Origin of the sequence: Roseovarius sp. EL26, from assembly GCF_900327775.1 — a bacterium.
GTDB lineage: Bacteria > Pseudomonadota > Alphaproteobacteria > Rhodobacterales > Rhodobacteraceae > Roseovarius.
Genome location: NZ_OUMZ01000007.1, coordinates 2,092,025 through 2,116,196, shown reverse-complemented (window position 1 = coordinate 2,116,196; position 24,172 = coordinate 2,092,025). Strand labels below are relative to the sequence as shown.

Genomic DNA, 24,172 nt, shown 5'->3' with positions numbered 1-24,172 from the left:
ACTCTGAACGGTGAACAATATGACAACTGACCTTTCCCACTTCCGCTTCGTCGCCAAGGCTCTCCCCAATCAGGGCGCGCGCCCGCGCGAGCTTGCCCGCACCATGCCTGCCCATCCGCTGAGCTACATGGAACTGCCCTATGATCCCGAGTACACGCTCTATAACTCGCGCTTGACGCCGGAGAAACTCGACACGGCCACAGATGACGAAATGTATTGGGCGGTGCGCACCAGCGTCATTTTCCGCCACACCGGAGAATTGCCGATCGAGATTAGCGGGCCGGATTCTGAGGCCCTGCTGAACAAAGTGTTCACCCGGAGTGTCAGCAAGGTGAAGCCGGGCCGCTGTTCCTATCAGTTTGCTTGCTACCATGATGGCGGCATGATCACCGATGGGGTGTTGCTGCGGTTGTCGCAGGACAGGTTCTGGATGGCGCAGGCAGACGGCGATCTCTTCAGTTGGTACAAGGCACACGCCGAAGGGCTGGACGTGAAAATCCACGACCCGAATGTCTGGGTCAGCCAGATTCAAGGCCCACGATCACTGGACCTGCTGGCTGCCGTGCTTGACGGTGGGGTGCCCGACCCATTCCGCTATTTCGATTGCGCCGAGGTTTCCATCGCAGGCCAGACCTGCTGGATCAGCCGCTCGGGCTTCACCAATGAACTGGGCTGGGAAGTCTACATGTTACCCGACACTGATATCCCCGCCATCGGTGACAAGATCATGGAGGCAGGTGCTGCCTTCGGTATTCTGCTGACCGGAACGCCAGTGTTCCGGGGACGGCGGATCGAGGCCGGGTTGCTCAATGCCGGGTCGGATTTCGGGGCGGACACCACGCCGTTTGAGGCAGGGCTTGGTGGTTTTGTCGAGTTTGATGATCGCGATTTTGTTGGCCGCAAAGCGCTGGAGGCAGCGGACAAATCCTGCCGAACCTGGGGCATGCGGGTCACCAGCGGTGTCGCACAGCTTGGCCGCGTCATGACCATTGATGGCGAAGAGGTCGGCCGGGTCTGTTCTTCGGGCTATTCGCCCTATCAGGGCTGCGGTGTCTGCATCGTGCGCATGGATGTCCCGGCGCAGGGTCCGGGCACGCATGTCGATGTGCTCTGCGCCGATGGCTCCACTCAAAACGGTGAACTCTGCACCCTGCCGATGTACGACGCCGACCGCCTGATACCACGCGGCAAGCTGGTGGACGTTCCAACCAAACCCATTGCTGCAGAATGACTTGGCAACTAGGCTGCGTTCGCAAGGAACCCTGCGAGTGCAGCCGCGGCCACTGACGCGCGTTCAACATGAAGGAAATGTCCGCATTCATGGAAGATTTGAAGCTGAGCCTTTGGAATAGCTTGCGCCATGGCATTGATTTCAGCGGTTTTCACCAAGCGATCTTCCTGCGATGCAAGGATCAATGTCGGGACTTGAAGCGCTGCCAACTTTGCGCTCAGGTCCAGTTTTGAACATGCAGTGAAATCGTTCAGCAGAACGTTTCCTCCTGCAGACATCATCCTTTGCTGTGTGGTCTTCACGAAGTGTTCTGGCGTTGATTTGTGCCAGCAAGAGCGGGCGATGGCGGCGACGGTATCTTCGGTTTGGTTCTGCAACCCCTTCAGCAATTCGGGTGTGACTGGCATTCGCGCCGCCCCGGCGATCAGGCATAGTGAGGAAATCCGCTCGCTAGATTGCAACGCGGCTGACAAGACAACGCCGACACCCATTGAGTGCCCCACCAGACAGACGTTTTCCAGATTGAGCGCCTGCAGGAAACCGGTGACTGCGCGGCTATGGCCAGTGATATCAGGCAAGCTTAGGCCACCCGAGCCACCATGGCCCGGAAGATCAATCGCAATCACGGGATGCGCGTGCAGCGCTTGCCCCCCTTGACCGGGCAGAACAGCCGTCATTGAGGGAAGGCCAAACGGGGCAGTCGCCTCGGCCACACTCCGCCAAGATTGCGGCCAGTCGAGTTTGGACCCTCCGGCACCGTGCACCAGAACAAGTGTGGGCCGCTCCGGCGTCACTGCAATTCCGTTGGTGCTAAAGCAGATTTTTTGCCCGCCGATGCTGACTTTTTGGTTGGCGTATGTCTCAAAGCGAGGGTGAGGCGTCATAACGATCACACCAGCTTGTGCATGGCTTCCAGATCTGTGGACCCGATCTCGTCTACAATTTTGCTGCGCAGTTTTCGCATCGCGCCCAGCCATTTGTCGTAGTTGGCAGACTTGAATTGGATGAATTGCGCGACATCCGCGTGCGGCAAAATCAGGAAGCTTTCCTGCGCAACACCCTCAACCACGGTTTGAGCAAGTGCTTCTGGTGTGATCACACCCGGCAGATCGCTTGATGCGCCTTTATCGGCATACCCCAGCATCGGGGTTGCCACATATTGCGGACAAATGACCGAAACCTTGATCCCGTCACCGCCATGGGTGATCGCGACGGATTCAGCGAACCCAATGGCCGCATGTTTGGTCGCGGAATAAGCCGCATCACCGATTTGGCTCAGCAACCCGGCAGCCGAAGACATCTGCAACAGATAGCCGCTCCCGCGTTCGATCATGCCTGGCAGAACCGCGCGGGCGGCATAGACATGCGCCATCACATGAACGTCCCAGCAAAGGCCCCAGGTGTCATTGCTGGCCGAGGCTGAATGTGATGGCTCGCCTAAACACACACCCGCGTTTGAGCAGAACATATCCACCGGGCCAAAGTGCTGCTCTGCCTGCTGAACCAACGCCTGCACATCGGCCTCCTTGGTGACGTCGCATGCCACAGCCAAACCATCAATCACGGCCGCGGTTGCACGAGCCGCACCTTCGTCCAGATCGGCGACAACAACCTTTGCACCCTCCTTGGCGAACCGAGTGGCTAAGGCCGCACCAATGCCGCGTGCACCGCCGGTGATAATGATCGTCTTATTCTTAAGATCCATGGGACTTTCCTATCGCAAATTTTTACAGAAGAGATGGCAGCCACAGCGCCATCGAGGGAAATGCAATCACAAGGCCAATCATCACGAACATGGCGAAAACGAACGGGATCGCCCCTTTGATTACGTCTTTGATTGGTCCGCTTTGGCGGATGGATTGCACAACATAGAGGTTCAGCCCAATAGGCGGTGTGATCAAAGCGGTTTCCAGCAGCAACATCAGCACCACACCGAACCAGATCGGATCGTACCCAAGGGCGACGATCACCGGCACGACAATGGGGGTCGTTGTGATCAACATGGACAGGCTCTCCATGAAACACCCCATCACTAGATAGATGGCGATAATGATCAACAACACCTGAAACGGGGACAGGCCCAGGCCTTCGATAAAGCTTTGGAATGCGGCCGCGAGGCCGATGACGGCAAGCACGAAGTTCAAGAAGGCCGCTGCCAGAATGATCAGCATGATCATCGCTGTTGTCCGCATGGTGCCTTCGAATGATTTCAGAAGCATATCCCGTGTCAGCTTGCCGTTTTTCCACGACAGCAAGAGTGCCGCAAGAACGCCCAGAGAGGCACTTTCCGTCGGCGTCGCCCAACCCGCATAAATGGAGCCGATGACCACAATGAAAATGAACAAAGGTTGCAACAGATTTGGCAGGCTCGCGAAACGCTCAGACCACGAAATTGAGATCTTTTCGCCGCCCCAGCCTTTGTTGGCGAGGCAGAGAAGGACGATGGTAAGACTGTAGAGCCCCGCCAAAACCAGCCCCGGTAAGATTCCCGCGAGGTAAAGCTTGGGCACGGATGTATTGGTCAAAAGCCCGTAGATGATCAGGCCAACGGAAGGCGGTATCAGAATGCCAAGTGTCCCACCGGCGGCAAGCGAGCCAAGAAACAGGGGTGTGTGATAGCCGCGCTTGTCGATCTGCGGCACCGCAACCGTCCCAACGGTGGCCGCCGTGGCAACGGAAGACCCAGAGGTCGCCGCAAAGATAGCGCTGGAACCGATATTGGAATGCATTAGCCCGCCCGGCAGCCATGACAGCCATTTTGCCATCGCATCATACATCTTTTCAGCGATGTCCGAGCGCAGCATGATCTCGCCCAGCATAACAAACATGGGCACCGCAACGAGCAGAAATTCGATCGAGTTTTCCCACATCATGTCACCAATGGCGCGACGCAAAGGCATGATGGAAAAGCTCTCGTCCAGCACCACACCCAACAGGCCAAGTGCTGCAGCAACCGGAATTGCAAGGAAGATGAACAGAAGTAGAAGTGAGAAAGTGACGATAAGGATCATGATTTGCCCTCCGTCTCGACCAGCTCCGCTTTGATTTCGCCTTCGATGCCTTCGGAACCGATAAGCTCAGAGACTGCATCCCAGTTGCGGCGCAGGACATTGCCTGTAACGCGAAGCGCAATCAAAACCCACATCGCCAAAGCAAGTCCGATCCCGCTGATCCAGACAATCTGAGGAATAGATAGCGGTGTGCGTAGGGGCGTGACCGAGATACGGCCGGTTTCAACCGTCCCTTTGACCAATTCAAACCCGTACCAGCCAATAAGGGCGAACAGCGCGCCAAGTGCGAGAAAGCTGAGAATGTCCAATGCAATACGCAAAGGGCGCGGCATCAGATTATAGACAACGTCGATCCGCACATTTCCTTTCTTTCTGATCACGGCGGCGTAGGACCAGGCCGTAGCTGCCGCGAAGACATAGCCTGAAATTTCATCCGCACCCCCAAGCGACGAGTTAAAAAGCTTACGCATGATGACTTCCAATCCAACCATGAAAGCTGTCATCAAAAGGGCCGCCCCTGCGACCCAAACGGCAATTTCTGAGACACGGTCAAGCGCGCCTTGTGTTCGGATCAACATGGTAAACCCCCTGCAAAGTTGGATGGCGGCACCAGCATGCCAGTGCCGCCAAGCGCGTTACTGAATGGATAGACCGTTGGCCGCGCCGATCGTGGCGTTCCACGGGCCTGCGCAGTCCGCGTCGCCGCAGCGCTCGAGCCAGCCTGGGAAGACATGGCTTTGCAGGATCCCTTTGGCCTGCGCGCTATCTTCTTCGGTCATCGGGATAAGGCTCATGCCGACGGCATCACCTTTGGAACAACCCGCGTCATCACCCGTCAGACAGGCCAACCCCTCGTTTTCTTCGGTGACATAGTTCGTCCAGGTCGTGTCTTCCCAATTGCTGATCTGCTCGGCCAGTGCGGCGCGAGATGCGTCATCAATGCTCTGCCATTTGGAAAGGTTCGCGTAGAGCCCCGCCATGCCCATGTTAATCGGCAGTTCGCCAACATAGTTGATCACCTCGTGCCAGCTAGCGTCATAGGCTGGGATCGCACCAGTGACCGCGCAATCGACGACGCCGTTCTGAATGGCAGGAACAACTTCACCGAATGCAATCGTCACGTTCGTCGCCCCTGCGCCGGACAAGAAGTCTGCGTGGGTGGCGCTTGAAGTTCTGATCTTACGGCCTTCAAGTCCGGCCAAGCCATCGAACTCGTCCTTGCAGAACACGAACTGGCGACCAAAGGGGTAATGCGCCAGCATGATCAGGTTCTGCTCCGCCAGACGTGCATTGATCACGTCGCGGTAGGCATCGGCGTTCGCGCGTGCGCTGGCCATATCGGTTGCGACACCAGCAAGATCGATGCCTTCCATCTCGGGCGTCGATCCGGTGACATAGGCAACAACCATGTTGCCCATATCGAACACACCGTTTTGTAGCAAGTTGAGCGTCTCGTACCCTTTCAAGCCCATGACAGAGATGGAGACGATTTCGCCGCTCATCTGACCTTCGGTGTTTGCAGACAAGGTTTCGGTCCAGAACGGCGCTTCGTAGTTTTTGAACTGGCTGAGACTACTCCAGGTCCCAAGCACCTTAAACTGGTGCGGCTGGATGTCGTCTGCCTCTGCCGTTCCAGCGGCGACTGCAAGACTTAGCCCTGCGATGGTGGCGAGTGATTTCAACATAAGTTTCCTCCCTTGGATGTGTTGAATATGTGCCGCTGCGGTTATTCCGAGCGGTCGTTGATGGGTGTGTTGGTGGTCCAGTCAAAACGGCCCGTGTCGCGTTCCTGAACGGCCTGTTTCCAGCCGACCGCCTCGACGCGGGCCTTGAAATTCATCCCTTCGGGCGAATGGCGGGTGATCCCGTCAAAGACGGTGGCCAATCTTTGGGTCTGGTTGATCTTTTCTTCCACAGCCGCGTTGATCACCATCTTCTGCATCGCCAGCTGGTTGATCGGAACGCTCGCCATTCGCTGCGCCAGCGCCTCGACCTCGGTATCCAATTGCGCATCTGGCACGGATTTCAGCACCAGCCCCATCTCGGCAGCCTCAATCCCGGTGATCTTGTCGCCCGTAAACATCATGCGCTTGGCTTTTTCCGGCCCCAACCGATGCACCCACATCGCCGTCGTCGGGCAGCCCCAAACACGGGTGGGCATGTAGCCGATCTGCGCTGTGTCTCCCATAATCGTAAGATCCGCGCAGAGCGCGATGTCTGACCCGCCAGCAACGGCGAAACCATGCACCTTGCAGATAACTGGTTTCATCGCTCGAAAGAGAGACATGAAGGCCTGCGTATTGGCCCACATAAACTGGAAATCCTGCATCGGATCCCAAGGCATCTCCTGCACAACCTGATTTGTGCCCTTGCCTTCGGCGTAATGCGCCAGGTCATAGCCCGAACAGAAAGCCTTGCCCGCACCCGACAAGACCATCACATGCACGTCCCTGTCGGCATCCGCTTGCGCCACCGCCGCAGCCAACTCGCCGGGCAAGTCATCGTCGATGGCATTCATCACCTCGGGACGGTTCAGGGTGATCCGACCAATGCGGCCGTCTTTCTCGTAAAGAACTTTTGGCAAGGTGCGTTGCTCCAGTTGTGACTCTCGGTTCGCTGACCGGTTATGGGAGCATGGTTGGCAAACCTGATATTTTCCATTATTAGTTTTCTATGTTTTGATAACTTTGGAATATCAATAATGCTACCAACACTTCGCCAACTCCTCGTCTTCAAAACCGTAGTTGAGCAAGGCAGTTTTCGAAAAAGCGCTGACGTCCTGAACACATCCCAGCCAGCGCTGTCGAACTCTGTTAAGGCGCTGGAGGATGTTCTGGGAACGTCGGTGTTCTTCCGAACAACACGATCTGTGGAACTGACTGCGGCTGGCACCGCGCTTTATGCGCGCATCGATCAGATTTTTGAGATGGTTGAGACTGCCACATTGGAAGCCCGCGATGCGGCAGACGGCAAAGGCGGCAGGCTACGACTAAATTACGTGGATTTTGCGATCCTGGGTGGATTGCCCGATGTGCTGGAAAATTTTCGGTCGAAAAACCCGAAGATACAGATTGACATAGGTTTCGCCCGCACGCTTGAACAGATTGAAAAAATGCAGAAAGGCCAGATAGATATCGGGTTTATTTTTGACATGGACACGCCTATTCCGCCGGATTTCCGGCGATTGGTTTTCAGTGTTGAAGGACTTGCCGCTGTTGTGCCCAGAGCGCATCGGTTGGCCAAGAGGGCCACGCTGGAGCTGGAAGAGCTCAAAGGCGAACCCATCATTGCGGGCGACGCCAGATGGGAGCGGTATACGGATATGGTCAACGAGCATTGTATTGCCCGTGGCTTCTCGCTCGAGATTTCTCAGCGGGCTTACTTGCGCGACGAGATGCTGTCCCTCGTTCTGGGCGGCATGGGGGTTCTAATCTATCCCAATTGCATCATGAACGCCGCGCGCTTTGGTTTGCGGGCTATTCCGATCAGCGATGTTGGCGATGTTATCACGACCTCACTGATTTGGCGCAGCGACAGCGCGAACCCAATTGTAGCCCCGTTTGTCGACGCTGTGCGCAAGTCGTTAGCCAACGCCGTTGATACAAAGTAATTATCAATACATAGATTTTTGATATTTGAGAATTCGCGGCACGTTGCCTCTGATATTTTATGAGAACAATGAATAATCAGAGCCACAAATGTACAACTTACACCTCGAAAAAGCGTATTTCCCAGCTCAGTCAGACATGGATGCAATCGATGTGCCTATTGGCGAAGGCCTAAGGGAGGTCACAGCAAGCAACATCTACAGGCCGGCACTGACTGAGATCCGTCAAGATGGGTCTCGGGGACGCTCCTGGACATACGGCGCGCTTTGGGATGATTGCGAACGACTAGCGCTTGCTTTGAGTTCGCGTTTTACCAAGGGCGAAAAGATTGTGGTCTGGTCTCCAAACAGCCCTGAATGGGTTTTGATGGAATATGCCTGTGCGCTTGCCGGTCTGGTGCTTGTAACGGCCAATCCATCGCTGCAAGCCAAAGAACTTCGGTATGTACTCGAGCAGTCTGGCGCTGTTGGCCTGTTCCATGTTCAGGAATTCAGGGGCAACCCTATGGCACAGATCGCCACGCTTGCCAGCGACGGCAATACGACCCTGCGGGAAGTAACTGATCTTGATGATCACGACGTTTTGTTCGCACGAGGCTCAAACGAGGCACGTCTTCCAGAAGTGTCGACCTCCGATCCGGCACAAATTCAATACACGTCAGGAACGACCGGGTTTCCAAAGGCAGCACTTTTATCCCATAGGGGGCTGTTGAACAATGCGCACTTCTATGCAAACCGCTGCGGCGTCACACAAAACAGCATCTGGATCAATATTATGCAGATGTTTCACACATCCGGCTGTGGGATGGTGACGCTGGGCGCAATGCAGGTAGGCGCGCATATGGTACTTGTCAGTTTGTTTGACGCGCCGCGCATCGTCGATCTACTTGAAAGCGAAAAGGCCGATGTCATTCTGGGCGTTCCGACAATGGTGGTCGCCCTCCTTGAGGAACAGGAACTTAACCCACGTGATACAACTGCGCTGCGCGTGATCAGCTGCGGCGGTGCAAATGTCGCCGCGGATTTGGTACGACGGGTGAAGAAAGCGTTTGGATGCGGATTTTCGACCCTCTATGGCCAAACGGAGCACTGCCCAGTTATCACCCAGCACCACTTGGACGACAGCATTGATGATATCTGCAAGACGATTGGCCAGCCGATCCCGCGAACAGACGTGTCCATCCGACGTTTGAGCGACAATTCCTGCGCTGAGCTGAACGAGCCAGGTGAAATCTGCGCGCGCGGTCCGTGCACTATGCTTGAATATCACGACAACCCGAAAGCCACGCAGGCGACGATTGACGCAGATGGTTGGCTTCATACTGGTGATTTGGGCACAATGGACGATCGAGGCTATCTAAAGATCACCGGTCGGGTCAAAGAGATGATTATTCGTGGCGGAGAGAACCACTTCCCTGCGGAAATCGAGAATGCGATGCTAACACATCCAGAGATTCAAGAAGTCGCTGTGGTCGGTATCGCCGACGAGAAGTGGGGCGAGTTAATTGCGTGTTTCCTCCGGCCATCGGGCGATGCAACTTTGAGCGCGGCGGAACTGAAATCTCATTGCCGATCCGAATTGTCTCCACAAAAAACGCCAAATCTTTGGATTGAGGTCAAAAGCTTTCCGATGACCGGGTCCGGCAAGATCCAGAAATTCGCCTTGCGCGATATGTTCGAACGCGGTGAACTCACACCTTTAACGGCATAGGTGATCCAATGACGAAATCCGAACGGGATCTGCTCACAAGCACGCATTGGGGCACCTACCGGGTGGATGTTGAGAATGGTCGTGTCACCAACCTTCGTGGGTTTGAGCATGACCCAGATCCCTCGCCAATTGGGCCGGGGATAGTGGATGTGCTTGACGGCCCAACACGGATCACGGCCCCGATGGTGCGCAAGAGCTGGCTGGAAGGTGGCCCGGGCACGGCGGGTGACAAACGCGGGTCGGACGCATTCGTGGAGGTTACCTGGGAGGAAGCCAACCGGCTGGTCGCTGCAGAGCTTACCCGCGTGCGCTCTACCCATTGCAACCGCGCGATTTATGCCGGGTCTTACGGCTGGGCAAGTGCTGGGCGGTTTCACCACGCGCAAAGCCAACTCAAACGGTTTCTGAACTGTATCGGTGGATATACCGGTTCCAAAAACACGTATTCCTTCGCTGCGGCAGAGGTGCTCGTACCTCATGTCCTCGGCACCTTCCGCGGGCATTTGGATACAACCACAAGCTGGGAAAGCATTGCATCAGATTGTGACCTGTTCGTCGCTTTCGGCGGTGTGCCTCTGAAGAACGGGCAAATCAGCCAGGGTGGGACCGGCGCACACGTACAGAAAGGCGGATTGCTTGCGGCACACAAGGCAGGCGTCAAGTTCGTCAATATCTCCCCTCTCAGGGCGGACCTGCTGGACCGGGTCAACGCAGATTGGCTGCCCATCCGGCCCAATACAGACGTGGCACTGATGCTGTCGCTGGCCCATGTGTTGCTCAACGAAGACCTGCACGATCAAGCGTTCCTTGACCGCTACACCGTCGGTTTTGCGCGTTTTGCTGACTATCTGTTGGGCAAAACGGATGGCATTCCCAAATCACCTGAATGGGCCGCAGACATTTGCGAGATTCCTGCCGACACCATCCGTGATTTGGCCCGTCGCATGGCGCGCAGCCGGACCATGATCTCAACAGCTTGGGCTTTGACACGTCAGGATCACGGCGAACAACCGTTTTGGGCGGCCATCGCACTTGCGGCGATGCTGGGGCAGATCGGCCTGCCGGGGACGGGCCTGGGTTTTGGCTATTCGGCGATGAACAACACCGGATTGAACCGCACGCCAATCCACTATGCGTCCTTTCCGCAAGGCCATAATCCTGTGCCGGATTTCATCCCCGTGGCGCGCGTGACAGACATGCTGGAGACCCCCGGGGGGAAATTCGACTATGACGGCGCGTCTTACAAGTATCCCGACATCCGGCTCGTCTGGTGGGCCGGTGGCAACCCTTTCCACCACCATCAGGATCTGAACCGTATGCGGCGGGCCTGGGCCAAGCCCGAGACCATCATCGCCAATGAATGGTGCTGGAACGCACTGGCCAAACATGCCGATATAGTGCTGCCCTGCACCACGCCGCTGGAGCGCAGCGACATCGCACTGACGCCCAAAGACCCCTATCAAGTGGTGATGGACCGCGCCATCAAACCCGTGGGACAGGCGCGTGATGATCACGAAATCCTACGTGGCATTGCCGCTGAAATGGGCGTGGAAGAGGCGTTTACCGAAGGGCGCAGCCCGCAGGATTGGCAACGCTGGATCTGGGAGGTTTCGCGCCAACAGGCCGCAGGACAACGTGTTGAGCTGCCCGGTTGGGAGAGCTTGCAGCGCGACGGCTGGGTCAAGGTACCGGTGCCGGACAAGCCCACTGTCATGCTGGACGCTTTTCGCACCGACCCAGAGGCCAACCCGCTCGCCACACCGTCGGGCAGGATCGAAATCTTTTCGCAGACCATCGCAGACTTCGGCTATGACGATTGTCCCGGCCACCCCGCGTGGATGGAACCGACCGAATGGCTGGGCGCTGCTGCCCCGGATGACCTGCACATGATATCTAACCAGCCCCGCAACAAGCTGCACAGCCAGTTAGATCACGGCGCGGTCAGCCAGGCTGACCGGCCAAAGGGCGTTGAACCGATGACGATGCACCCGAGAGACGCTGCGGTGCGCGGGCTGATCGAAGGTCAGATTGTCAAAATTCACAACACCCGCGGCGCATGCCTTGCTGAACTGCGGATCAGCGACATGACCCGACCCGGCGTTATCCAGATTGCGACCGGCGCATGGCTCTATTCTGACGGCGACCTCTGCCGCAATGGCAACCCGAACGTGCTGACCCGTGACAAAGGCACATCAAGACTGGCCCAGGGTCCCGTGGCGCATTCTTGCCTTGTCAAAGTAGAGACTATTGCAGGCAAAGATCATCGTCTAAAAAGGTGAACTGGACGCCGAACAGCAAAACAAGACTTCAAAATTCACATGAGATGACCATAGTACTTGTCCGGCTGGGCGGACCTATTTGCATTGGCTGACGCGCGCCACAAGTAAAAAAGCTGTCCAAGTCCAATCGGACACGCGTCTCTCTTGTCCGGATATCATGCGGCGAAGTGCAGTTTGAATGGTGACGCCGAGACCGGCTGGGGATGACCGCTTCGACGATTTGAATTGCGACGCCGCATGAACGCCGCTGCATGTGTTGGCTAATGCTGCGTGAGCAATAGCTGCGCCTGCACAAGTCCGGAAAGTCCGCATAGCCGACAGTCGCGATACTGGAGATAAATGTTGGCATTGCCTCCGCGCCTGAGCTTCCGGAGCTCATCATATTCGAAATTAACGCCAATATATTTAAGTCGTTGCGATTGATGGCGCTAAACAGGGGGAACACTGGTTTAGTCTGAGAGCCGATACATGCGTCCGTTCAAATGTGCGACTTCGGACAGATCATCCGCCTGCCAACGCCTGATACGAGCTCCTTCTGGGATAACAACTAACGTATGGCCACGAAAATCCAACAACTGGATACCAACCCTGTCCCGTAGTGTGATGAAATGCTCAAGCTCTTGCCGTACAGCATCTCTTTCTTGAGACATTGCAGAAATGTCCTCCCCGATTTGGGTAAGCTGTTCAGCGGCTAGTTCACTCTGACGCAACACATTGCTTTCCAGTTCAGCCAACGCCATTTCACCGTCCAGACGTGATGCCTCAACTTCGGCAGAAATTGTTTCACGAAGAAGGGAAGTTTCAATCTCGGCAGCAGCTTTGACCTTTGCCGCAGACCAGAACGCAAAAGCGACGACAAATGCTGCTGCAACAACAGAGACAACAACTCCAGCACCAACAAGCACCCAGATCTGCCGAATGCGTCGTTCTAAAGAGGAGGCGCGTTCATCAATCAGATCTGTCCGTGCATTCAGACCTCCAACGGTAAAGGACGCCTGACGGACGGCCTCGTGTAGTTCCCCAACAACTTGTTCAGCGTCACGCACCGTCGCCAAGCTGTTCGTCCGCCGCTTTGCTTCAAGGGTAGCAATCCGATTGTCGAGATCATTTGTCATGGCTGCATTCCTCCCGATTGTGGCCTTGAAATAGGCTTGAGCACCTCAGAGATTTGTTCACGTTCATGCTCAGCCTCTAAGGTGGACAGCTTCCCGGTAAGCTTGGCCCAGACCTTACTGACCAATACGACGACCTTTTCGATCACCGGTGCAATTTCCAACCGCTCCACATCCTGGGCGAGTCTAGGATCATCGAATTGTAGTTCTGATTTTTTGTCATCGAAGCGAACACTCCCGGTAAGGACGCCGATCAGAACCCGCGCTGTCACAGACGCTGCGCGTAACACAACTTCCCTTAAGAACGTCCGTTTTTCATCTTCAAACGCGAAACGGTCAGATAGAAGGCTTGATGCCTGCTGTTCCAGTGTTTCCGTTTTCTGGGCCAGCTCAGTTCGCGTCATCTGCTTCATTTCTGCACTCTCAGTCTCAGCCCGCCTTAGGATCTCTTGAGCTTCCGCCTCAGCATCGCCTCTTGCCAACAACGCCTCTTCGTAAAGCGCCTCGACACGTGCCAACTTATCCGCGACCTCGGCTGCCTTTTGATCGGCGTCCGCATCAAACTGGGCCTCAGCATCGGCGAGGTTCTCAACACGTTCAGACATTTGCTTGTGCAATTCAGCATCGCGCCGAGCCTGCTCTTTTCGTTTCTTCCACTGTTCTCGCGATAAACGCTCTCGCTTGGGCCCTAAGCGGGTCAAACCAGCAGGCAATCCAACCTCGGCAAAATACTCATCCTGTAGTTCACGACCACGCGCGCGGTAGGCGCGATTGCCAAGCTTAACGGCTTCCTTGGCTGGCTTGCCGCTCTCTCTGGCCAACGCTTCGGCTTCTTCTTTGACCTCCCAGGCTGGGTTCAAATGACGGGCAGAACAACTGGCATCTCCCAGAGGCAAAATGAACGCGTGGACGTGCGGGTACTCCTCATCTACATGCTCAACAACTGAAACAAGTCGATCGCCAAACATTTCCTTCAGCCAGCGAATATTCAGCTCAATCCAGCGTTCATATTCCGCTCGGTCAGCAGAACCCTCCTCGACCTTCGCAGTCGGCAAGGGATAGGAAGCGACGGCAGTCAGAAGGGTATGGCGATCCTTTCGGATGCCCCGCCTCGCAACGGTGCCATCCTTCAACGTCACATCGACATATCCAGTCGCTACGATTTCGTCATGCTTCTTGCGGACCTGTTGCGGCGTAATGCCGTAGACAATGTTCGGCGGTTTTGGGCTTTCGACGTGTACGGAAAATTCAGGCTCACGTGCCGCCTCATCCAAGACCTGTTGGGCGCTTTGGCCAATCTTGTTGGGTTTGCGTGAATAGCTTTGAAGGTGCAAAAACTGCGGGCCAGACATGATCAGCTGTCCCGCCAAAAGAAACACAATACTGACCGACTATTGAGTTGATAAACAACTCGCCGGGCAAGGCGCTGCGCCCCTGCACCCAACCAAGCGGCTACGCCGCCGATCCGTCCCGAATCGAAGCCGCCGGTGGCGACTGCAACCTCATCCCGCGCCAGCCTTGTCGTGGGCGCACGGTCTGATGTTGCGACGAGGTCTCGATGACAAATGAAAGCACGTGGAAGCGATGTATCATGCGCCATTTCGTTGCTCTCCCACGGTGCCAATCAGTTCCCCGAGCAGGCTGTTGACGACTAAGCCCTGACGCGCTTCTGAACGTGCCATGCCAATGAACGCAGCTGCGGCATCCCGCACTCGATAGCCATCCAGACGTTCGGCATTGCGATCTGCGATCATAAAGCAAAGCGCCGTGCGTTCCTCACCCAACACTCTGCTAAGTCGTTCCCAGACGCTGGGGTTTACCCCAAGCTGATATGCTCGCTCCTTTGCCGCCCTCTGGATTGTTTGCGGACTGAGCGCGCCACGGTTGTCTAGCGCGCTCCAGTAAAACTCGATGATCGCTCGCAGCGGCTCGCTCGCTAGCAGCGCCACTTGCGCAGGCGTTGTACGGAGCGGCTGAACATCATGCCGTTTCTCAGGCATACAGGTTTTGTTATTATTTTCCTTACTTGTATTGAGTGTGGGTGAAATGTCGCACTGGTGGGACTTTTCACCCATACCAATTCGTGCGGAAAAATCCTCCCAGACAGCTTCCAGCGCTTCGGCCACCTGCCTCAGTCGTTCGAAGCTTTGAATGGTCGAGGGACGACGATTGGGCAGGACCTCCTCAGCGGCCTCCATCGCACCTTCGAAGCAAAGTCTACGAATGTCCCCAAACAACGTTTTGATCCGGTTGCGAAGCCGTTCGGCTTCCGCTTCCTCGAAGGCAGCCTTCCGTGCGGCAGCCTGAATCTCGGTGGCGCGCGCAATCAATGGCGCAAGATTGATGCCGAACTCATGTCCAATCTTGCCATCTTTACGTGATCCAGCACGACGGCTGTGATCTGAGGCTGTCTTGATGAGAAAGCCATTTTCAATAAGCCACGCCTCGATCCGAGCAACCTGCCGCCGGTCTAGCCTCGCTCGTGCGGCGATCTTTGTGACTGAGGTCCAGAAGCTGCAAATCCTGCCTGCTGCAAAATCCTCATCCATTGTGTTTGAAATCGCGACCTTCAGATAGGCGATTGCACCCTTACTGAGGCCGAGCTGTTGGCGTGCAGCCTCAATCAACCCAAAGAACTGCCAGCGTGTCATGCCCTCAGGCAAGCCGTTGTGGGTAAGGTGTCGTGTCATTGTCGCACCTCGCCACTGGACGAGGGGTCTCTCGCGATGTTATGAAGATCGAGAAAGCTGGAGGCTTTTACTATCGAATTGATCCCGGTTTCGGTTGCCGCCGAGCCGGGATTTTTCTGTTTATGGAGTCGCTCGCATTCTTTGCTCCACAATGCTGACTGTACGGGTTTTGTACGAGTGTTCTTTACATGTTCTCGTATATGAACCGCACAATCCTGCACAATCTTGCAAATCGAATTGCAGCAAGCTCTGTAAGACACTGTATTTATTGGCAGGTTTGGTGACCCCGGCAGGATTCGAACCTGCAACCTGCCCCTTAGGAGGGGGCTGCTCTATCCAGTTGAGCCACGGGGCCACACTACTGCACATGTGTCGACAGTGGTTTGGTTTTCGCACACTGTACCGGCATGCACAACACTGTGCTCAGTAGTATGTAACGATCCGAAAAAGCCGCGCAAATTTTGCCCGAAATGCAACGGTGCGTAACTTGGAATGTGTTTCAGACCGAGCGGTTATTTTGCTTGGCGAGTGGTTTGGCACATCGCAATCTTTGAAGGGCGGTGCGAATAATAAAACCGAACTTCTCATGATTTCGCCTCGTGATGCATTTACGCCCCTTTTATGCCTTTATTGTGCCATGATTAAATCCCAACAATGACATTGTGTTGTAGGGGCTGGGGGAACGGCATCTGCGGCTAAGATTTTATAATTTTTTTATTTAAGAGAAGATCCGTGGTTAAAGAAACTTTAGACTCGCATAGCGGGGTGTCGCGGTATGCTGACACATCGCAACAGAGCAATGATACGCCGAAACATGAAACACAACGCATCGAGCAATCTGTGCGGGAACTGATGGCGCAGGAATGTCGTTCCGCCAAGCGGGACTGTTTACCAGAGCTTTCACCAGCAGATGCAATATCAGAATCGCTGCCGCTGCGCAGGGAAGTCAAGCACCCCAGGGCATCAGACAGATGGTATAGGCTCGCCCAGCACGGAAAATTGAACCGCCCGGTGCGTTCTGGCACTAATAAGCGATTTCGCTTAAGTCGGGCGCATGGAGGGATCATCCTACTGGCGATGCTGATGTTTTTATTCCCACTGTTGATCCCGACCATTTTACTGCTGACGTTTTGGTTGGTGTTGATCAGTTACCTTTCACTGGGGCCAGACCGAGTGGCAGAAGTGGCAAAAGATAAATGGTTCAAGCTGGCATATCGCCGTCCGGATATGGCGGCGCAGCTTCGCCAAAATGCCGAAGAGGCGGCGTTCAGGATCGATCGTTGCCTAGATCGTTTGCCCGACAATTGGCGGGATTCGATCAACTTGCCAGAGTTCGCAGATTCTTTGCGCGCCGAGGTCGAAGCTAAGGCTGATCCTTTTGGCCGTCTCCGGACCCAAGAGCGTCAATGACCCGTTTTCGTGCAACACACCAACGTAGGTTCGCAACGGGATAGCCTTTGTTCTTGAAATCCACAGGCACGCGGCGTATGTCGCGAACCTGAACATTTGTATTTCCGGGAAAGACAGGCGCATGGCCATCACTAATCCGCTTCAGTTTATTCAGCAGGTTCGCTCGGAAACGAGCAAAATTGTCTGGCCCACGCGGCGTGAGGTTCTGCTGACCACGATCATGGTTTTGATCATGGCAACCCTGACGGCCATTTTCTTCGCGCTTGTAGATCTGTTGATCCGTACCGGTGTGCAAGGCCTCTTGGGGTTCTTCGGTTAAGCGCCGATAAAACGCGACTTCCTCTTGAAATCTGAGGGAAATAGGGCTATTCGGCAGCTCACTTTGGAACATGGCGCGTGGCGATTCGAGTTGCGCGCCGATTTTTGTTTCAAACCGTCTGGGGCGAATGTACTTAAGCCTCTGACGATAAAATGAAATTCGGCGTAGGGCTGAGCAAGGCAAGGACGTAGGTCAAACATGGCGAAGCGGTGGTACTCGGTCAGTGTTCTCTCGAACTTTGAGAAGAAAATCGCTGAACAAATCAGAACATCGGTGATCGAAAGCGGTCTGGAAGATTCGATCGAGGAAGTTCTCGTGCCGACCGAAGAAGTGATCGAAGTGCGTCGCGGCAAAAAAGTGACCGCTGAGCGCCGCTTTATGCCTGGTTATGTTCTGGTTCGCATGGAAATGTCCGATCAGGGATATCACCTGATCAACTCAATCAACCGCGTCACAGGTTTTCTGGGCCCGCAAGGTCGCCCGATGCCGATGCGCGATGCCGAAGTGAACACGATCCTGAACCGTGTCCAAGAAGGCGAAGAAGCACCACGTACCCTGATTCACTTCGAAGTGGGTGAAAAGGTTAAGGTCAACGACGGTCCGTTTGAGGACTTCGATGGTCTGGTTGAAGAGGTTGATGATGACAATCAGCGCCTCAAGGTGACGGTTTCGATCTTTGGTCGGGAAACCCCGGTCGAGCTGGAATTCACACAGGTCACCAAACAAGGCTGATTGTGTCTGCGTGACCGCTCCGCCGTTGTGATTCTATCAACGGTGGAACGGTTCAGCATCTACTTGAGCTTGATCACAAAGTGCTTGAGTACTTTTTCTTTGATCTCCCATGTGCCGGCGAAATTTGCCTCCACGACAAAAGCATCTCCGGGGCCGACTTCATTTGGCTCCCCACCATCTGGCGTGATGACAATTTTGCCTTCGATCAGGTGCACAAATTCCCAAGCGGCATATGTGGCGTGATAGATGCCAGGCGTAGCCTCCCACCAGCCGCTGATGATTCCGCCATCTTCCGCAGTGTATTCAATCCAGGTTTTCATGCTGGGGTCATCGCTGACCTTTTTCCAACCATCAAGATCATCCACTAATGGGGCGACTTGACGATCGGCAAGTTTGGAAAAGACCGGGTGCGACATAATAGATTCCTTTATACTTGTATTAATAGGGTTACTATTCATGGTGGGAATTATTTTTTCACACTAATATATTTTTGCAAGCTGTTTTCTTGCATTGCTGGCAAGGCCGCGCTGGGCAGCTCATCCCGCTTGCAAAGCGTATTATCGTGGTGTAAAGGCGGCTGGTCGCTCTTGGGCGACACCCATGTGGGAGGTTCTTTCAATCGCGACTGAAAGACCGGACCACATCAACCCAATCCGACTGGGCGCGCCCATCGGAGTTGAAAAGGAGAAGGCCAATGGCCAAGAAACTCGCAGGTAAGATGAAGCTGCAGGTCCCTGCAGGTAAAGCTAACCCATCCCCACCAGTGGGCCCGGCGCTGGGTCAGCGCGGGATCAACATCATGGAATTCTGTAAGGCGTTCAACGCCAAGACACAGGACATGGAGCCAGGCGCACCTTGCCCAACCGTGATCACCTATTATCAGGACAAGTCCTTTGATATGGACATCAAGACGCCACCAGCGTCCTACTACCTGAAAAAAGCGGCCAAGCTGACATCCGGTGCAAAACTGCCGGGTCGCGAAACCGTTGCCTCTGTTTCACCAAAGCAACTGCGCGAAATCGCAGAAGCAAAGTGGAAAGATCTGAACGCAAACGACGTAGAACAAGCCATGAAAATCATTCAAGGCTCGGCGCGTTCCATGGGCATCGAGGTGAAGTAAGATGGCAAAATTTGGAAAACGTACAACCGCCGTTCGCGCAGCCACAGCTGGCAAAGAGAACCTGAGCGTTGAAGACGCCGTTGCGCTGATCAAAGCCAACGCAACCGCCAAATTCGACGAAACCGTTGAGATCGCGCTGAACCTGGGCGTTGACCCACGTCACGCTGACCAAATGGTTCGTGGTGTTGTTGGTCTGCCAAACGGCACCGGCAAAACCGTTCGCGTTGCGGTTTTCGCCCGTGGCCCCAAAGCTGAAGAAGCGCAGGCCGCTGGTGCAGACATCGTTGGCGCCGAAGACCTGATGGAAACCATCCAGGGCGGCACAATCGAATTTGATCGCTGCATCGCCACACCAGACATGATGCCAATCGTTGGCCGTCTGGGTAAGGTTCTGGGTCCACGTAACCTGATGCCAAACCCTCGGGTTGGCACGGTGACCATGGATGTTGCAGATGCTGTGAAAAACGCCAAAGGCGGTGAAGTACAATTCAAAGCTGAAAAAGCGGGTGTTGTGCATGCCGGTGTTGGTAAAGCATCTTTTGACGAGGCGAAGCTGGTCGAAAACGTTCGTGCCCTTGTTGGTGCGGTTGCCAAAGCCCGCCCAGCCGGTGCCAAAGGTGCCTACATGAAGAAAATCTCGCTGAGCTCCACCATGGGCGCAGGCGTAAGCATCGACGTCTCAAACGCAGTGTCCGAATAAGCTTACACCTCAGTGTGAAATTTAGAACCCCGGAGCGTGCAAACGCTCCGGGGTTTTTGTTTGTAGGGTGGGCAATTCCTGCCCACCTTTCCCATAGGAACGCAAACACAGATGGCTGTTATCTGTCCTTGTGTCACACTCATAGATTGCGCATCGCTTGAAGCCCGGGCATACTTTGCCTATGCAAACTCTTGAAGCCACTATCCCAGCCAACATTGATCCTGAAATCCTCAAAAAGATCGCCGTCCTGCGCGCGCAGGTGCGTGAAAGCTTTGGCAAGGTTGCGATGGCGATGATGGCATTGCCGCGCTACCGGCATAACACGCTGGCTGATCTGAACCATATCGTGCTCGAGCCGCTGATCCGCGACCGTATCGCCATCGCCTATGCACAGGCGGAAAAGGAAAACCCGATGGCCGATGTCGCGGGCATGGCGATCTGGGCGAGCGTGTCGGAAGAGGTGGATGCCAAGATCCGTGAGCAGATCAAGGCGAGTGTCTTCCCGGTGCGCCTGAAAGCCGATGAATGGGCCAGCGGCGAGATCAACTGGCTGCTGGACGTGATCGCGCCCGATCAGAAAACCACCACCAGCGTGATTGCCAATTTCAAACAGGTGATCAAAGATGGAGACCTGCGCCTGCACCCGATCATCACCCGGTTGGTGGATGCTGAAACGCTGCAGAAAATGGGCGCCAAACAGGCCTCTGCACAGGACGTGCTGCAATGATCTGGTATTTAAAAGAGGGTGTCGGCCCGAATGATCCCGGAGACAGCGGTCGCAGCACCGACATTGATCCCTTGGATGGAGATTGGCAACATATCCGACCGGTGGATTGGAGTATCGACATTGGGAAGTCCAAAATATCAGTCACAGCGATCTGGCAATCAGGGCGGCATTTGGACCCAACTAATCTCCCAACGCGATTGAAAGTGACGGTGTTGCGAGGCCGCAAAGATCTGCCTGCACTCTATGAGGACTATGTGGATTGGGGTGGGGGGCAACGACAACTGGCCTCTGAAGCCTTCCGTGATGTCGTCGAAGCGCATGACCCGGGCGTACATCAATTTGTACCGGTGCAGGTCGAAAACAGCAAAGGTGAGCCGGTTGAAAAACAATACTTCTGGTTTGTGCCGGGGCATCGGATTTTTGCAATGAATGCGGAAAAAACCGAACCACCGATGAAAATGTTTCCTGATACGCCAGATATCACCAACCCACACCCCGGCAGGCCAGCAGGAGTTTATCGTCCACGGCCTCCAGTCGAAGCATGGAAGCCAGTATTTTACAGGGAAATAATTGGTGACCGCGACCTGTTCTGCGATGGCGAATACCCGCGTAAAATTTTCATCTCGGATCTGTTGAAGCAAGCATTTGAGGATGCTGGTTTGATCGGGGCCTGTGGGCGCGGCCCGATCTTGGCCGAGTGATTTTTCACCACGAAATTATAAAAATTTTTGAAGGTTTGAGTTATGTGGACAACATTCAGCGGCCGGGCTGAAAATGCCAAAACATTATCCGATGAAAGAGGTGTGAGGCCAAAAGCAAGCGTAGGGTGGGCAATTTCTGCCCACCGCCACGCTCTCCACACGGGCAAACATCAATGTGAAACACATGGTGGGCAAAACTGCCCACCCTACGGGTCACTGTCGAAGAGACGAAAGATGATGCAGAACAAGAACAGCCAGTAGGGTAATCAATCAATGATTTTATTGCGGCCAGGATTTGAGCCGGGTAAAGGCCCGCGCCGTTTGCAGTGGGGTTGGAGGCTTCTGCTCTGGCTGATCGCCCTTTTGATTGTGGCGAGCACCGTAGTTCATTTGGTGATGACGCATTATTTCACCGGCTACGCCTATCATTGGAACCAGCGGATCAGCGCCGTGATCGATACCCCGCAAGGGCCGGTCACCGCCAGCAGCGTGCAGGCGGTGGAGGTGCGTTATTACCCTGACGGTATGTTCTTAGCCACGACCGAGCGTAGCTATGACTTGCGCGGCGAGGCGGTGGTCGCTGATCTGGGTGAGGGTCGGTATCTGTTTGTGCTGATCGGTGGTGATGAGATGGCCGAGCGCGCCTATTGGGATCTCAAGGGTGACGGCTCGCGCGGTGATCTGCTCAAGGCGATCCGGCGACAGCGCGACAAGGGCGCCCGCCCGATCCCACCCCGTAACCGGCCCACGCTGGTGACCTTTGCCGATATCAACGACCCAGCCACGGTGGCGCAAGTCGACCCCGATGATCTGGCCGCAACTTTTGGCGAGGGGTATGCGCTGCGATCCCTGACGATTGAAGCGACCAGAGATCCCGCGACTGTGGGGCAAGTAGAGACGACACTGCAATGGATTGCGAAGGCGCGCTTTATCGTCCCACCAGAACAACAACCACGTTATGTCAAAGATCAAACACCTGAACAAAGATTAATGCCGAGTAATTTTATTACCCGGAGTATTTTGCGTGCAGCTAAAGAAGTGAAGTAATAAATGGCGATTTCTAAAGATCTGTTTCTCTCAATCCTTGCAATGGATGCGTATAACCGAGGTTATGATGCGGGTATCAATGATGAGGGTGAGAATGATCTAGATGGCTTAGGTCATGGCCAAATTGGCAGCAGCAAGCGTAGGGTGGGCAATGTCTGCCCACCGCCACCCTAAACACACGCGTAAACATTCTTTGCGAAGCGCATGGTGGCAAAACTGCCCACCCTACAAGTCGCTACTCTGTGAGCGCCTTCGTCCGATTTGTGTACATAACCCGCGTACAGGCTGTACAACCTGTACGTAAAATGGGTCCGTAGCTCGATCTGCCAATACCCGCAAATTACCCCTTGGAAAACCCGTCTGGAGGGCCTAAAGAGGGGCACGAAGTAAAGCGTGCGATTCGTCGTGCGCTTTATTTTGTTTCGTCCAAGACGGTGGGTGGCCTCATATGAGGTCTTAATCTCCTGCCTGAGACGGGAAAGACCCAAGAATTACGAGGGCTTAGCTCTCGGGTGATTTTGGCTCCACCCCGTAATACGGACCCGAACGCCTCGGTTTTACCGGGGCAGAACTGAGCCGGGGGGAAACCCCCAAATTTGGAGTGAAACTGTGGATAGAGCCCAGAAAGAGAAATTGGTCGACGAGCTCGGCCAGATCTTCGAAAGCTCTGGCGTCGTAGTGGTTGCCCACTACGAGGGTCTGACAGTTGCAGAAATGCAAGATCTTCGTGCTCGCGCCCGCGAGTCCGAAGCATCTGTTCGCGTTGCCAAAAACAGGCTCGCCAAAATCGCCCTTGAGGGTAAGCCTTGCGCAAGCATTGCTTCTTACCTGACAGGCATGACCGTTCTGACTTTCTCGGAAGACCCTGTGGCAGCTGCCAAGGTCGCCGAGGGCTTCGCCAAGGATAACAAGAAATTTGAAATCCTCGGCGGCGCAATGGGTGAGAACGCTCTTGACCGTGCTGGTGTTGCATCCGTATCGAAAATGCCTTCGCGTGAGGAGCTTATTGCTTCGATCGTTGGCTGTATCGGTGCGCCTGCTTCGAACATCGCCGGTGCAATTGGCGCTCCTGCTTCGAACATCGCGAGCATCCTTTCGACCATCGAAGAGAAGGCCGAGGCGGCATAACGCAATTGGAACGATCCGCGTAGTGGCAAATGCCCGACGTTGGAACACAAACTTGAAAACGGAAAGAGCTGAACATGGCTGATCTGAAAAAACTTGCTGAAGAGATCGTTGGTCTGACCCTTCTCGAAGCACAAGAACTGAAAACCATCCTGAAAGACGAGTACGGCATCGAGCCTGCTGCTGGTGGCGCTGTCATGATGGCTGCTGCACCTGGCGAAGGTGGTGACGCTGCTGAAGAGCAGACAGAATTTGACGTAATCCTGAAATCTGCAGGCGCGTCAAAAATCAACGTCATCAAAGAAGTCCGCGCCATCACTGGCCTGGGTCTGAAAGAAGCCAAAGAGCTGGTCGACGCTGGCGGAAAAGCTGTCAAAGAGCAGGTTTCCAAAGACGAAGCAGAAGACATCAAGAGCAAGCTGGAAGCAGCTGGCGCAGAAGTCGAAGTGAAGTAATTCACTCCGGGGTAACCCGGAAATTCAGGCTGGATCCGGAAATTCCGGGTCCAGCCGAACCTGTCTTAGAAAGGGCTTTTTGTCTAAAGCGTAAAGCCCTTTCTAAGGCGCGGTTTAAAGATCGGGAGGCTTCTGGTGGGACAGAGGCCGGGAATGGATCAAATCGGCTGTCTCGGATGGTGGCGGTGTCGGAGC

The 24,172-nt window shown here is 54.9% G+C and carries 26 protein-coding genes and 1 tRNA gene; 15 read left to right on the top strand and 12 right to left on the bottom strand.

From position 1 onward, the window contains the following. Positions 1-19 precede the first annotated feature (19 nt). Positions 20-1,231, top strand: coding sequence for an aminomethyltransferase family protein (locus D9A02_RS18445; protein ID WP_120502321.1), 1,212 nt, complete (start codon positions 20-22; stop codon positions 1,229-1,231). A gap of 8 nt (positions 1,232-1,239) precedes the next feature. Here the strand turns inward: D9A02_RS18445 and D9A02_RS18440 are convergent, their stop codons facing one another. Genes D9A02_RS18440 through D9A02_RS18415 form a run of 6 tightly spaced genes read right to left on the bottom strand, consistent with a single transcriptional unit; the run spans position 1,240 to position 6,841 of the window. Beyond that, positions 1,240-2,115: an alpha/beta fold hydrolase gene (locus tag D9A02_RS18440; protein ID WP_162933130.1), complete on the bottom strand. Its 876-nt coding sequence runs from the start codon at positions 2,113-2,115 to the stop codon at positions 1,240-1,242. A 5-nt stretch (positions 2,116-2,120) separates the two neighbouring features. Then, complete coding sequence (locus D9A02_RS18435) at positions 2,121-2,936, bottom strand: SDR family oxidoreductase (RefSeq protein WP_120502320.1); 816 nt, start codon at positions 2,934-2,936, stop codon at positions 2,121-2,123. Between the two features lie 22 nt (positions 2,937-2,958). Further along, positions 2,959-4,242 (bottom strand): TRAP transporter large permease, encoded by a 1,284-nt coding sequence (locus D9A02_RS18430; protein WP_058274576.1) that lies wholly within the window; start codon positions 4,240-4,242, stop codon positions 2,959-2,961. Continuing rightward, entirely contained in the window at positions 4,239-4,820 is a 582-nt protein-coding gene (locus D9A02_RS18425; protein WP_120502319.1) for a TRAP transporter small permease subunit, read from the bottom strand. Before D9A02_RS18425 ends, D9A02_RS18430 begins: the two co-directional genes overlap by 4 nt. A 57-nt stretch (positions 4,821-4,877) precedes the next feature. Next, complete coding sequence (locus tag D9A02_RS18420) at positions 4,878-5,927, bottom strand: TRAP transporter substrate-binding protein (RefSeq protein WP_108816688.1); 1,050 nt, start codon at positions 5,925-5,927, stop codon at positions 4,878-4,880. Between the two features lie 41 nt (positions 5,928-5,968). Continuing rightward, positions 5,969-6,841, bottom strand: coding sequence for a crotonase/enoyl-CoA hydratase family protein (locus D9A02_RS18415; RefSeq protein WP_120502318.1), 873 nt, complete (start codon positions 6,839-6,841; stop codon positions 5,969-5,971). 102 nt (positions 6,842-6,943) lie between these two features. Here D9A02_RS18415 and D9A02_RS18410 point away from each other — a divergent pair, with 102 nt between their 5' ends. The 3 genes from D9A02_RS18410 (at position 6,944) to D9A02_RS18400 (ending at position 11,839) form a co-directional block, all read left to right on the top strand. Continuing rightward, positions 6,944-7,852: a LysR family transcriptional regulator gene (locus tag D9A02_RS18410; RefSeq protein ID WP_162933129.1), complete on the top strand. Its 909-nt coding sequence runs from the start codon at positions 6,944-6,946 to the stop codon at positions 7,850-7,852. 88 nt (positions 7,853-7,940) lie between these two features. After that, positions 7,941-9,560, top strand: a complete 1,620-nt coding sequence (locus D9A02_RS18405; RefSeq protein ID WP_120502316.1) for a class I adenylate-forming enzyme family protein — start codon at positions 7,941-7,943, stop codon at positions 9,558-9,560. Positions 9,561-9,568: 8 nt separating this feature from the next. Next, a complete protein-coding gene (locus D9A02_RS18400; protein ID WP_120502315.1) occupies positions 9,569-11,839 on the top strand; it encodes a molybdopterin-dependent oxidoreductase in 2,271 nt (756 codons plus the stop codon). A 449-nt stretch (positions 11,840-12,288) separates the two neighbouring features. Here the strand turns inward: D9A02_RS18400 and D9A02_RS18395 are convergent, their stop codons facing one another. The 5 genes from D9A02_RS18395 to D9A02_RS18375 form a co-directional block, all read right to left on the bottom strand. After that, positions 12,289-12,954, bottom strand: a complete 666-nt coding sequence (locus D9A02_RS18395) for a hypothetical protein (protein WP_120502314.1) — start codon at positions 12,952-12,954, stop codon at positions 12,289-12,291. Then, positions 12,951-14,303 (bottom strand): hypothetical protein, encoded by a 1,353-nt coding sequence (locus D9A02_RS18390; RefSeq protein WP_120502313.1) that lies wholly within the window; start codon positions 14,301-14,303, stop codon positions 12,951-12,953. The genes D9A02_RS18395 and D9A02_RS18390 overlap by 4 nt, the downstream gene beginning before the upstream one ends. Positions 14,304-14,305: 2 nt before the next feature. Further along, positions 14,306-14,551 (bottom strand): hypothetical protein, encoded by a 246-nt coding sequence (locus D9A02_RS18385; protein WP_120502312.1) that lies wholly within the window; start codon positions 14,549-14,551, stop codon positions 14,306-14,308. Then, positions 14,541-15,641, bottom strand: a complete 1,101-nt coding sequence (locus D9A02_RS18380) for a helix-turn-helix domain-containing protein (RefSeq protein WP_120502311.1) — start codon at positions 15,639-15,641, stop codon at positions 14,541-14,543. The genes D9A02_RS18385 and D9A02_RS18380 overlap by 11 nt, the downstream gene beginning before the upstream one ends. A gap of 278 nt (positions 15,642-15,919) precedes the next feature. After that, positions 15,920-15,996 (bottom strand) — tRNA-Arg (locus D9A02_RS18375). 728 nt (positions 15,997-16,724) lie between these two features. On the opposite strand from D9A02_RS18375, the gene D9A02_RS18370 reads away from it, so the two are divergent. From D9A02_RS18370 to nusG, 3 genes are all read left to right on the top strand, one after another. Further along, positions 16,725-17,051, top strand: a complete 327-nt coding sequence (locus tag D9A02_RS18370) for a hypothetical protein (RefSeq protein WP_162933128.1) — start codon at positions 16,725-16,727, stop codon at positions 17,049-17,051. A gap of 121 nt (positions 17,052-17,172) precedes the next feature. Next, positions 17,173-17,370 (top strand): preprotein translocase subunit SecE, encoded by a 198-nt coding sequence (gene secE / locus D9A02_RS18365; protein ID WP_120502309.1) that lies wholly within the window; start codon positions 17,173-17,175, stop codon positions 17,368-17,370. Between the two features lie 198 nt (positions 17,371-17,568). After that, on the top strand, positions 17,569-18,102 hold the full coding sequence (gene nusG / locus D9A02_RS18360) for a transcription termination/antitermination protein NusG (protein ID WP_120502308.1): 534 nt from the start codon (positions 17,569-17,571) through the stop codon (positions 18,100-18,102). Positions 18,103-18,161: 59 nt separating this feature from the next. Here the strand turns inward: nusG and D9A02_RS18355 are convergent, their stop codons facing one another. Then, complete coding sequence (locus D9A02_RS18355; RefSeq protein WP_120502307.1) at positions 18,162-18,518, bottom strand: cupin domain-containing protein; 357 nt, start codon at positions 18,516-18,518, stop codon at positions 18,162-18,164. 278 nt (positions 18,519-18,796) lie between these two features. On the opposite strand from D9A02_RS18355, the gene rplK reads away from it, so the two are divergent. From rplK to rplL, 8 genes are all read left to right on the top strand, one after another. Then, positions 18,797-19,222: a 50S ribosomal protein L11 gene (gene rplK / locus D9A02_RS18350; RefSeq protein WP_120502306.1), complete on the top strand. Its 426-nt coding sequence runs from the start codon at positions 18,797-18,799 to the stop codon at positions 19,220-19,222. Between the two features lies 1 nt (position 19,223). Beyond that, on the top strand, positions 19,224-19,922 hold the full coding sequence (gene rplA, locus D9A02_RS18345; RefSeq protein WP_120502305.1) for a 50S ribosomal protein L1: 699 nt from the start codon (positions 19,224-19,226) through the stop codon (positions 19,920-19,922). Between the two features lie 181 nt (positions 19,923-20,103). Further along, positions 20,104-20,649 (top strand): toxin-activating lysine-acyltransferase, encoded by a 546-nt coding sequence (locus tag D9A02_RS18340; RefSeq protein WP_120502304.1) that lies wholly within the window; start codon positions 20,104-20,106, stop codon positions 20,647-20,649. Continuing rightward, complete coding sequence (locus D9A02_RS18335) at positions 20,646-21,350, top strand: DUF1629 domain-containing protein (protein WP_120502303.1); 705 nt, start codon at positions 20,646-20,648, stop codon at positions 21,348-21,350. Before D9A02_RS18340 ends, D9A02_RS18335 begins: the two co-directional genes overlap by 4 nt. Before the next feature lie 273 nt (positions 21,351-21,623). Then, positions 21,624-22,397 (top strand): hypothetical protein, encoded by a 774-nt coding sequence (locus D9A02_RS18330; RefSeq protein ID WP_120502302.1) that lies wholly within the window; start codon positions 21,624-21,626, stop codon positions 22,395-22,397. Positions 22,398-22,400: 3 nt separating this feature from the next. Further along, positions 22,401-22,571 (top strand): hypothetical protein, encoded by a 171-nt coding sequence (locus tag D9A02_RS19285; protein WP_162933127.1) that lies wholly within the window; start codon positions 22,401-22,403, stop codon positions 22,569-22,571. Positions 22,572-23,006: 435 nt separating this feature from the next. After that, positions 23,007-23,525, top strand: a complete 519-nt coding sequence (gene rplJ / locus D9A02_RS18325) for a 50S ribosomal protein L10 (RefSeq protein ID WP_120502301.1) — start codon at positions 23,007-23,009, stop codon at positions 23,523-23,525. A gap of 74 nt (positions 23,526-23,599) precedes the next feature. After that, positions 23,600-23,977 (top strand): 50S ribosomal protein L7/L12, encoded by a 378-nt coding sequence (gene rplL / locus D9A02_RS18320; RefSeq protein ID WP_120502300.1) that lies wholly within the window; start codon positions 23,600-23,602, stop codon positions 23,975-23,977. Positions 23,978-24,172 lie beyond the last annotated feature (195 nt).

Bases quoted from the DNA above. Each gene is read 5' to 3' on its own strand.
- rplL (WP_120502300.1), top strand. From the start codon at position 23,600: ATGGCTGATCTGAAAAAACTTGCTGAAGAGATCGTTGGTCTGACCCTT.
- nusG (WP_120502308.1), top strand. From the start codon at position 17,569: ATGGCGAAGCGGTGGTACTCGGTCAGTGTTCTCTCGAACTTTGAGAAG.
- D9A02_RS18435 (WP_120502320.1), bottom strand. From the start codon at position 2,936: ATGGATCTTAAGAATAAGACGATCATTATCACCGGCGGTGCACGCGGC.
- D9A02_RS18355 (WP_120502307.1), bottom strand. From the start codon at position 18,518: ATGTCGCACCCGGTCTTTTCCAAACTTGCCGATCGTCAAGTCGCCCCA.
- D9A02_RS18340 (WP_120502304.1), top strand. From the start codon at position 20,104: ATGCAAACTCTTGAAGCCACTATCCCAGCCAACATTGATCCTGAAATC.
- D9A02_RS19285 (WP_162933127.1), top strand. From the start codon at position 22,401: ATGGCGATTTCTAAAGATCTGTTTCTCTCAATCCTTGCAATGGATGCG.
- D9A02_RS18330 (WP_120502302.1), top strand. From the start codon at position 21,624: ATGATTTTATTGCGGCCAGGATTTGAGCCGGGTAAAGGCCCGCGCCGT.
- D9A02_RS18440 (WP_162933130.1), bottom strand. From the start codon at position 2,115: ATGACGCCTCACCCTCGCTTTGAGACATACGCCAACCAAAAAGTCAGC.
- D9A02_RS18390 (WP_120502313.1), bottom strand. From the start codon at position 14,303: ATGTCTGGCCCGCAGTTTTTGCACCTTCAAAGCTATTCACGCAAACCC.
- D9A02_RS18335 (WP_120502303.1), top strand. From the start codon at position 20,646: ATGATCTGGTATTTAAAAGAGGGTGTCGGCCCGAATGATCCCGGAGAC.
- D9A02_RS18385 (WP_120502312.1), bottom strand. From the start codon at position 14,551: ATGGCGCATGATACATCGCTTCCACGTGCTTTCATTTGTCATCGAGAC.
- D9A02_RS18380 (WP_120502311.1), bottom strand. From the start codon at position 15,641: ATGACACGACACCTTACCCACAACGGCTTGCCTGAGGGCATGACACGC.
- D9A02_RS18410 (WP_162933129.1), top strand. From the start codon at position 6,944: ATGCTACCAACACTTCGCCAACTCCTCGTCTTCAAAACCGTAGTTGAG.
- rplK (WP_120502306.1), top strand. From the start codon at position 18,797: ATGGCCAAGAAACTCGCAGGTAAGATGAAGCTGCAGGTCCCTGCAGGT.
- D9A02_RS18400 (WP_120502315.1), top strand. From the start codon at position 9,569: ATGACGAAATCCGAACGGGATCTGCTCACAAGCACGCATTGGGGCACC.
- D9A02_RS18445 (WP_120502321.1), top strand. From the start codon at position 20: ATGACAACTGACCTTTCCCACTTCCGCTTCGTCGCCAAGGCTCTCCCC.
- D9A02_RS18370 (WP_162933128.1), top strand. From the start codon at position 16,725: ATGTTTTTATTCCCACTGTTGATCCCGACCATTTTACTGCTGACGTTT.
- rplA (WP_120502305.1), top strand. From the start codon at position 19,224: ATGGCAAAATTTGGAAAACGTACAACCGCCGTTCGCGCAGCCACAGCT.
- D9A02_RS18405 (WP_120502316.1), top strand. From the start codon at position 7,941: ATGTACAACTTACACCTCGAAAAAGCGTATTTCCCAGCTCAGTCAGAC.
- D9A02_RS18425 (WP_120502319.1), bottom strand. From the start codon at position 4,820: ATGTTGATCCGAACACAAGGCGCGCTTGACCGTGTCTCAGAAATTGCC.
- secE (WP_120502309.1), top strand. From the start codon at position 17,173: ATGGCCATCACTAATCCGCTTCAGTTTATTCAGCAGGTTCGCTCGGAA.
- D9A02_RS18430 (WP_058274576.1), bottom strand. From the start codon at position 4,242: ATGATCCTTATCGTCACTTTCTCACTTCTACTTCTGTTCATCTTCCTT.
- D9A02_RS18420 (WP_108816688.1), bottom strand. From the start codon at position 5,927: ATGTTGAAATCACTCGCCACCATCGCAGGGCTAAGTCTTGCAGTCGCC.
- D9A02_RS18395 (WP_120502314.1), bottom strand. From the start codon at position 12,954: ATGACAAATGATCTCGACAATCGGATTGCTACCCTTGAAGCAAAGCGG.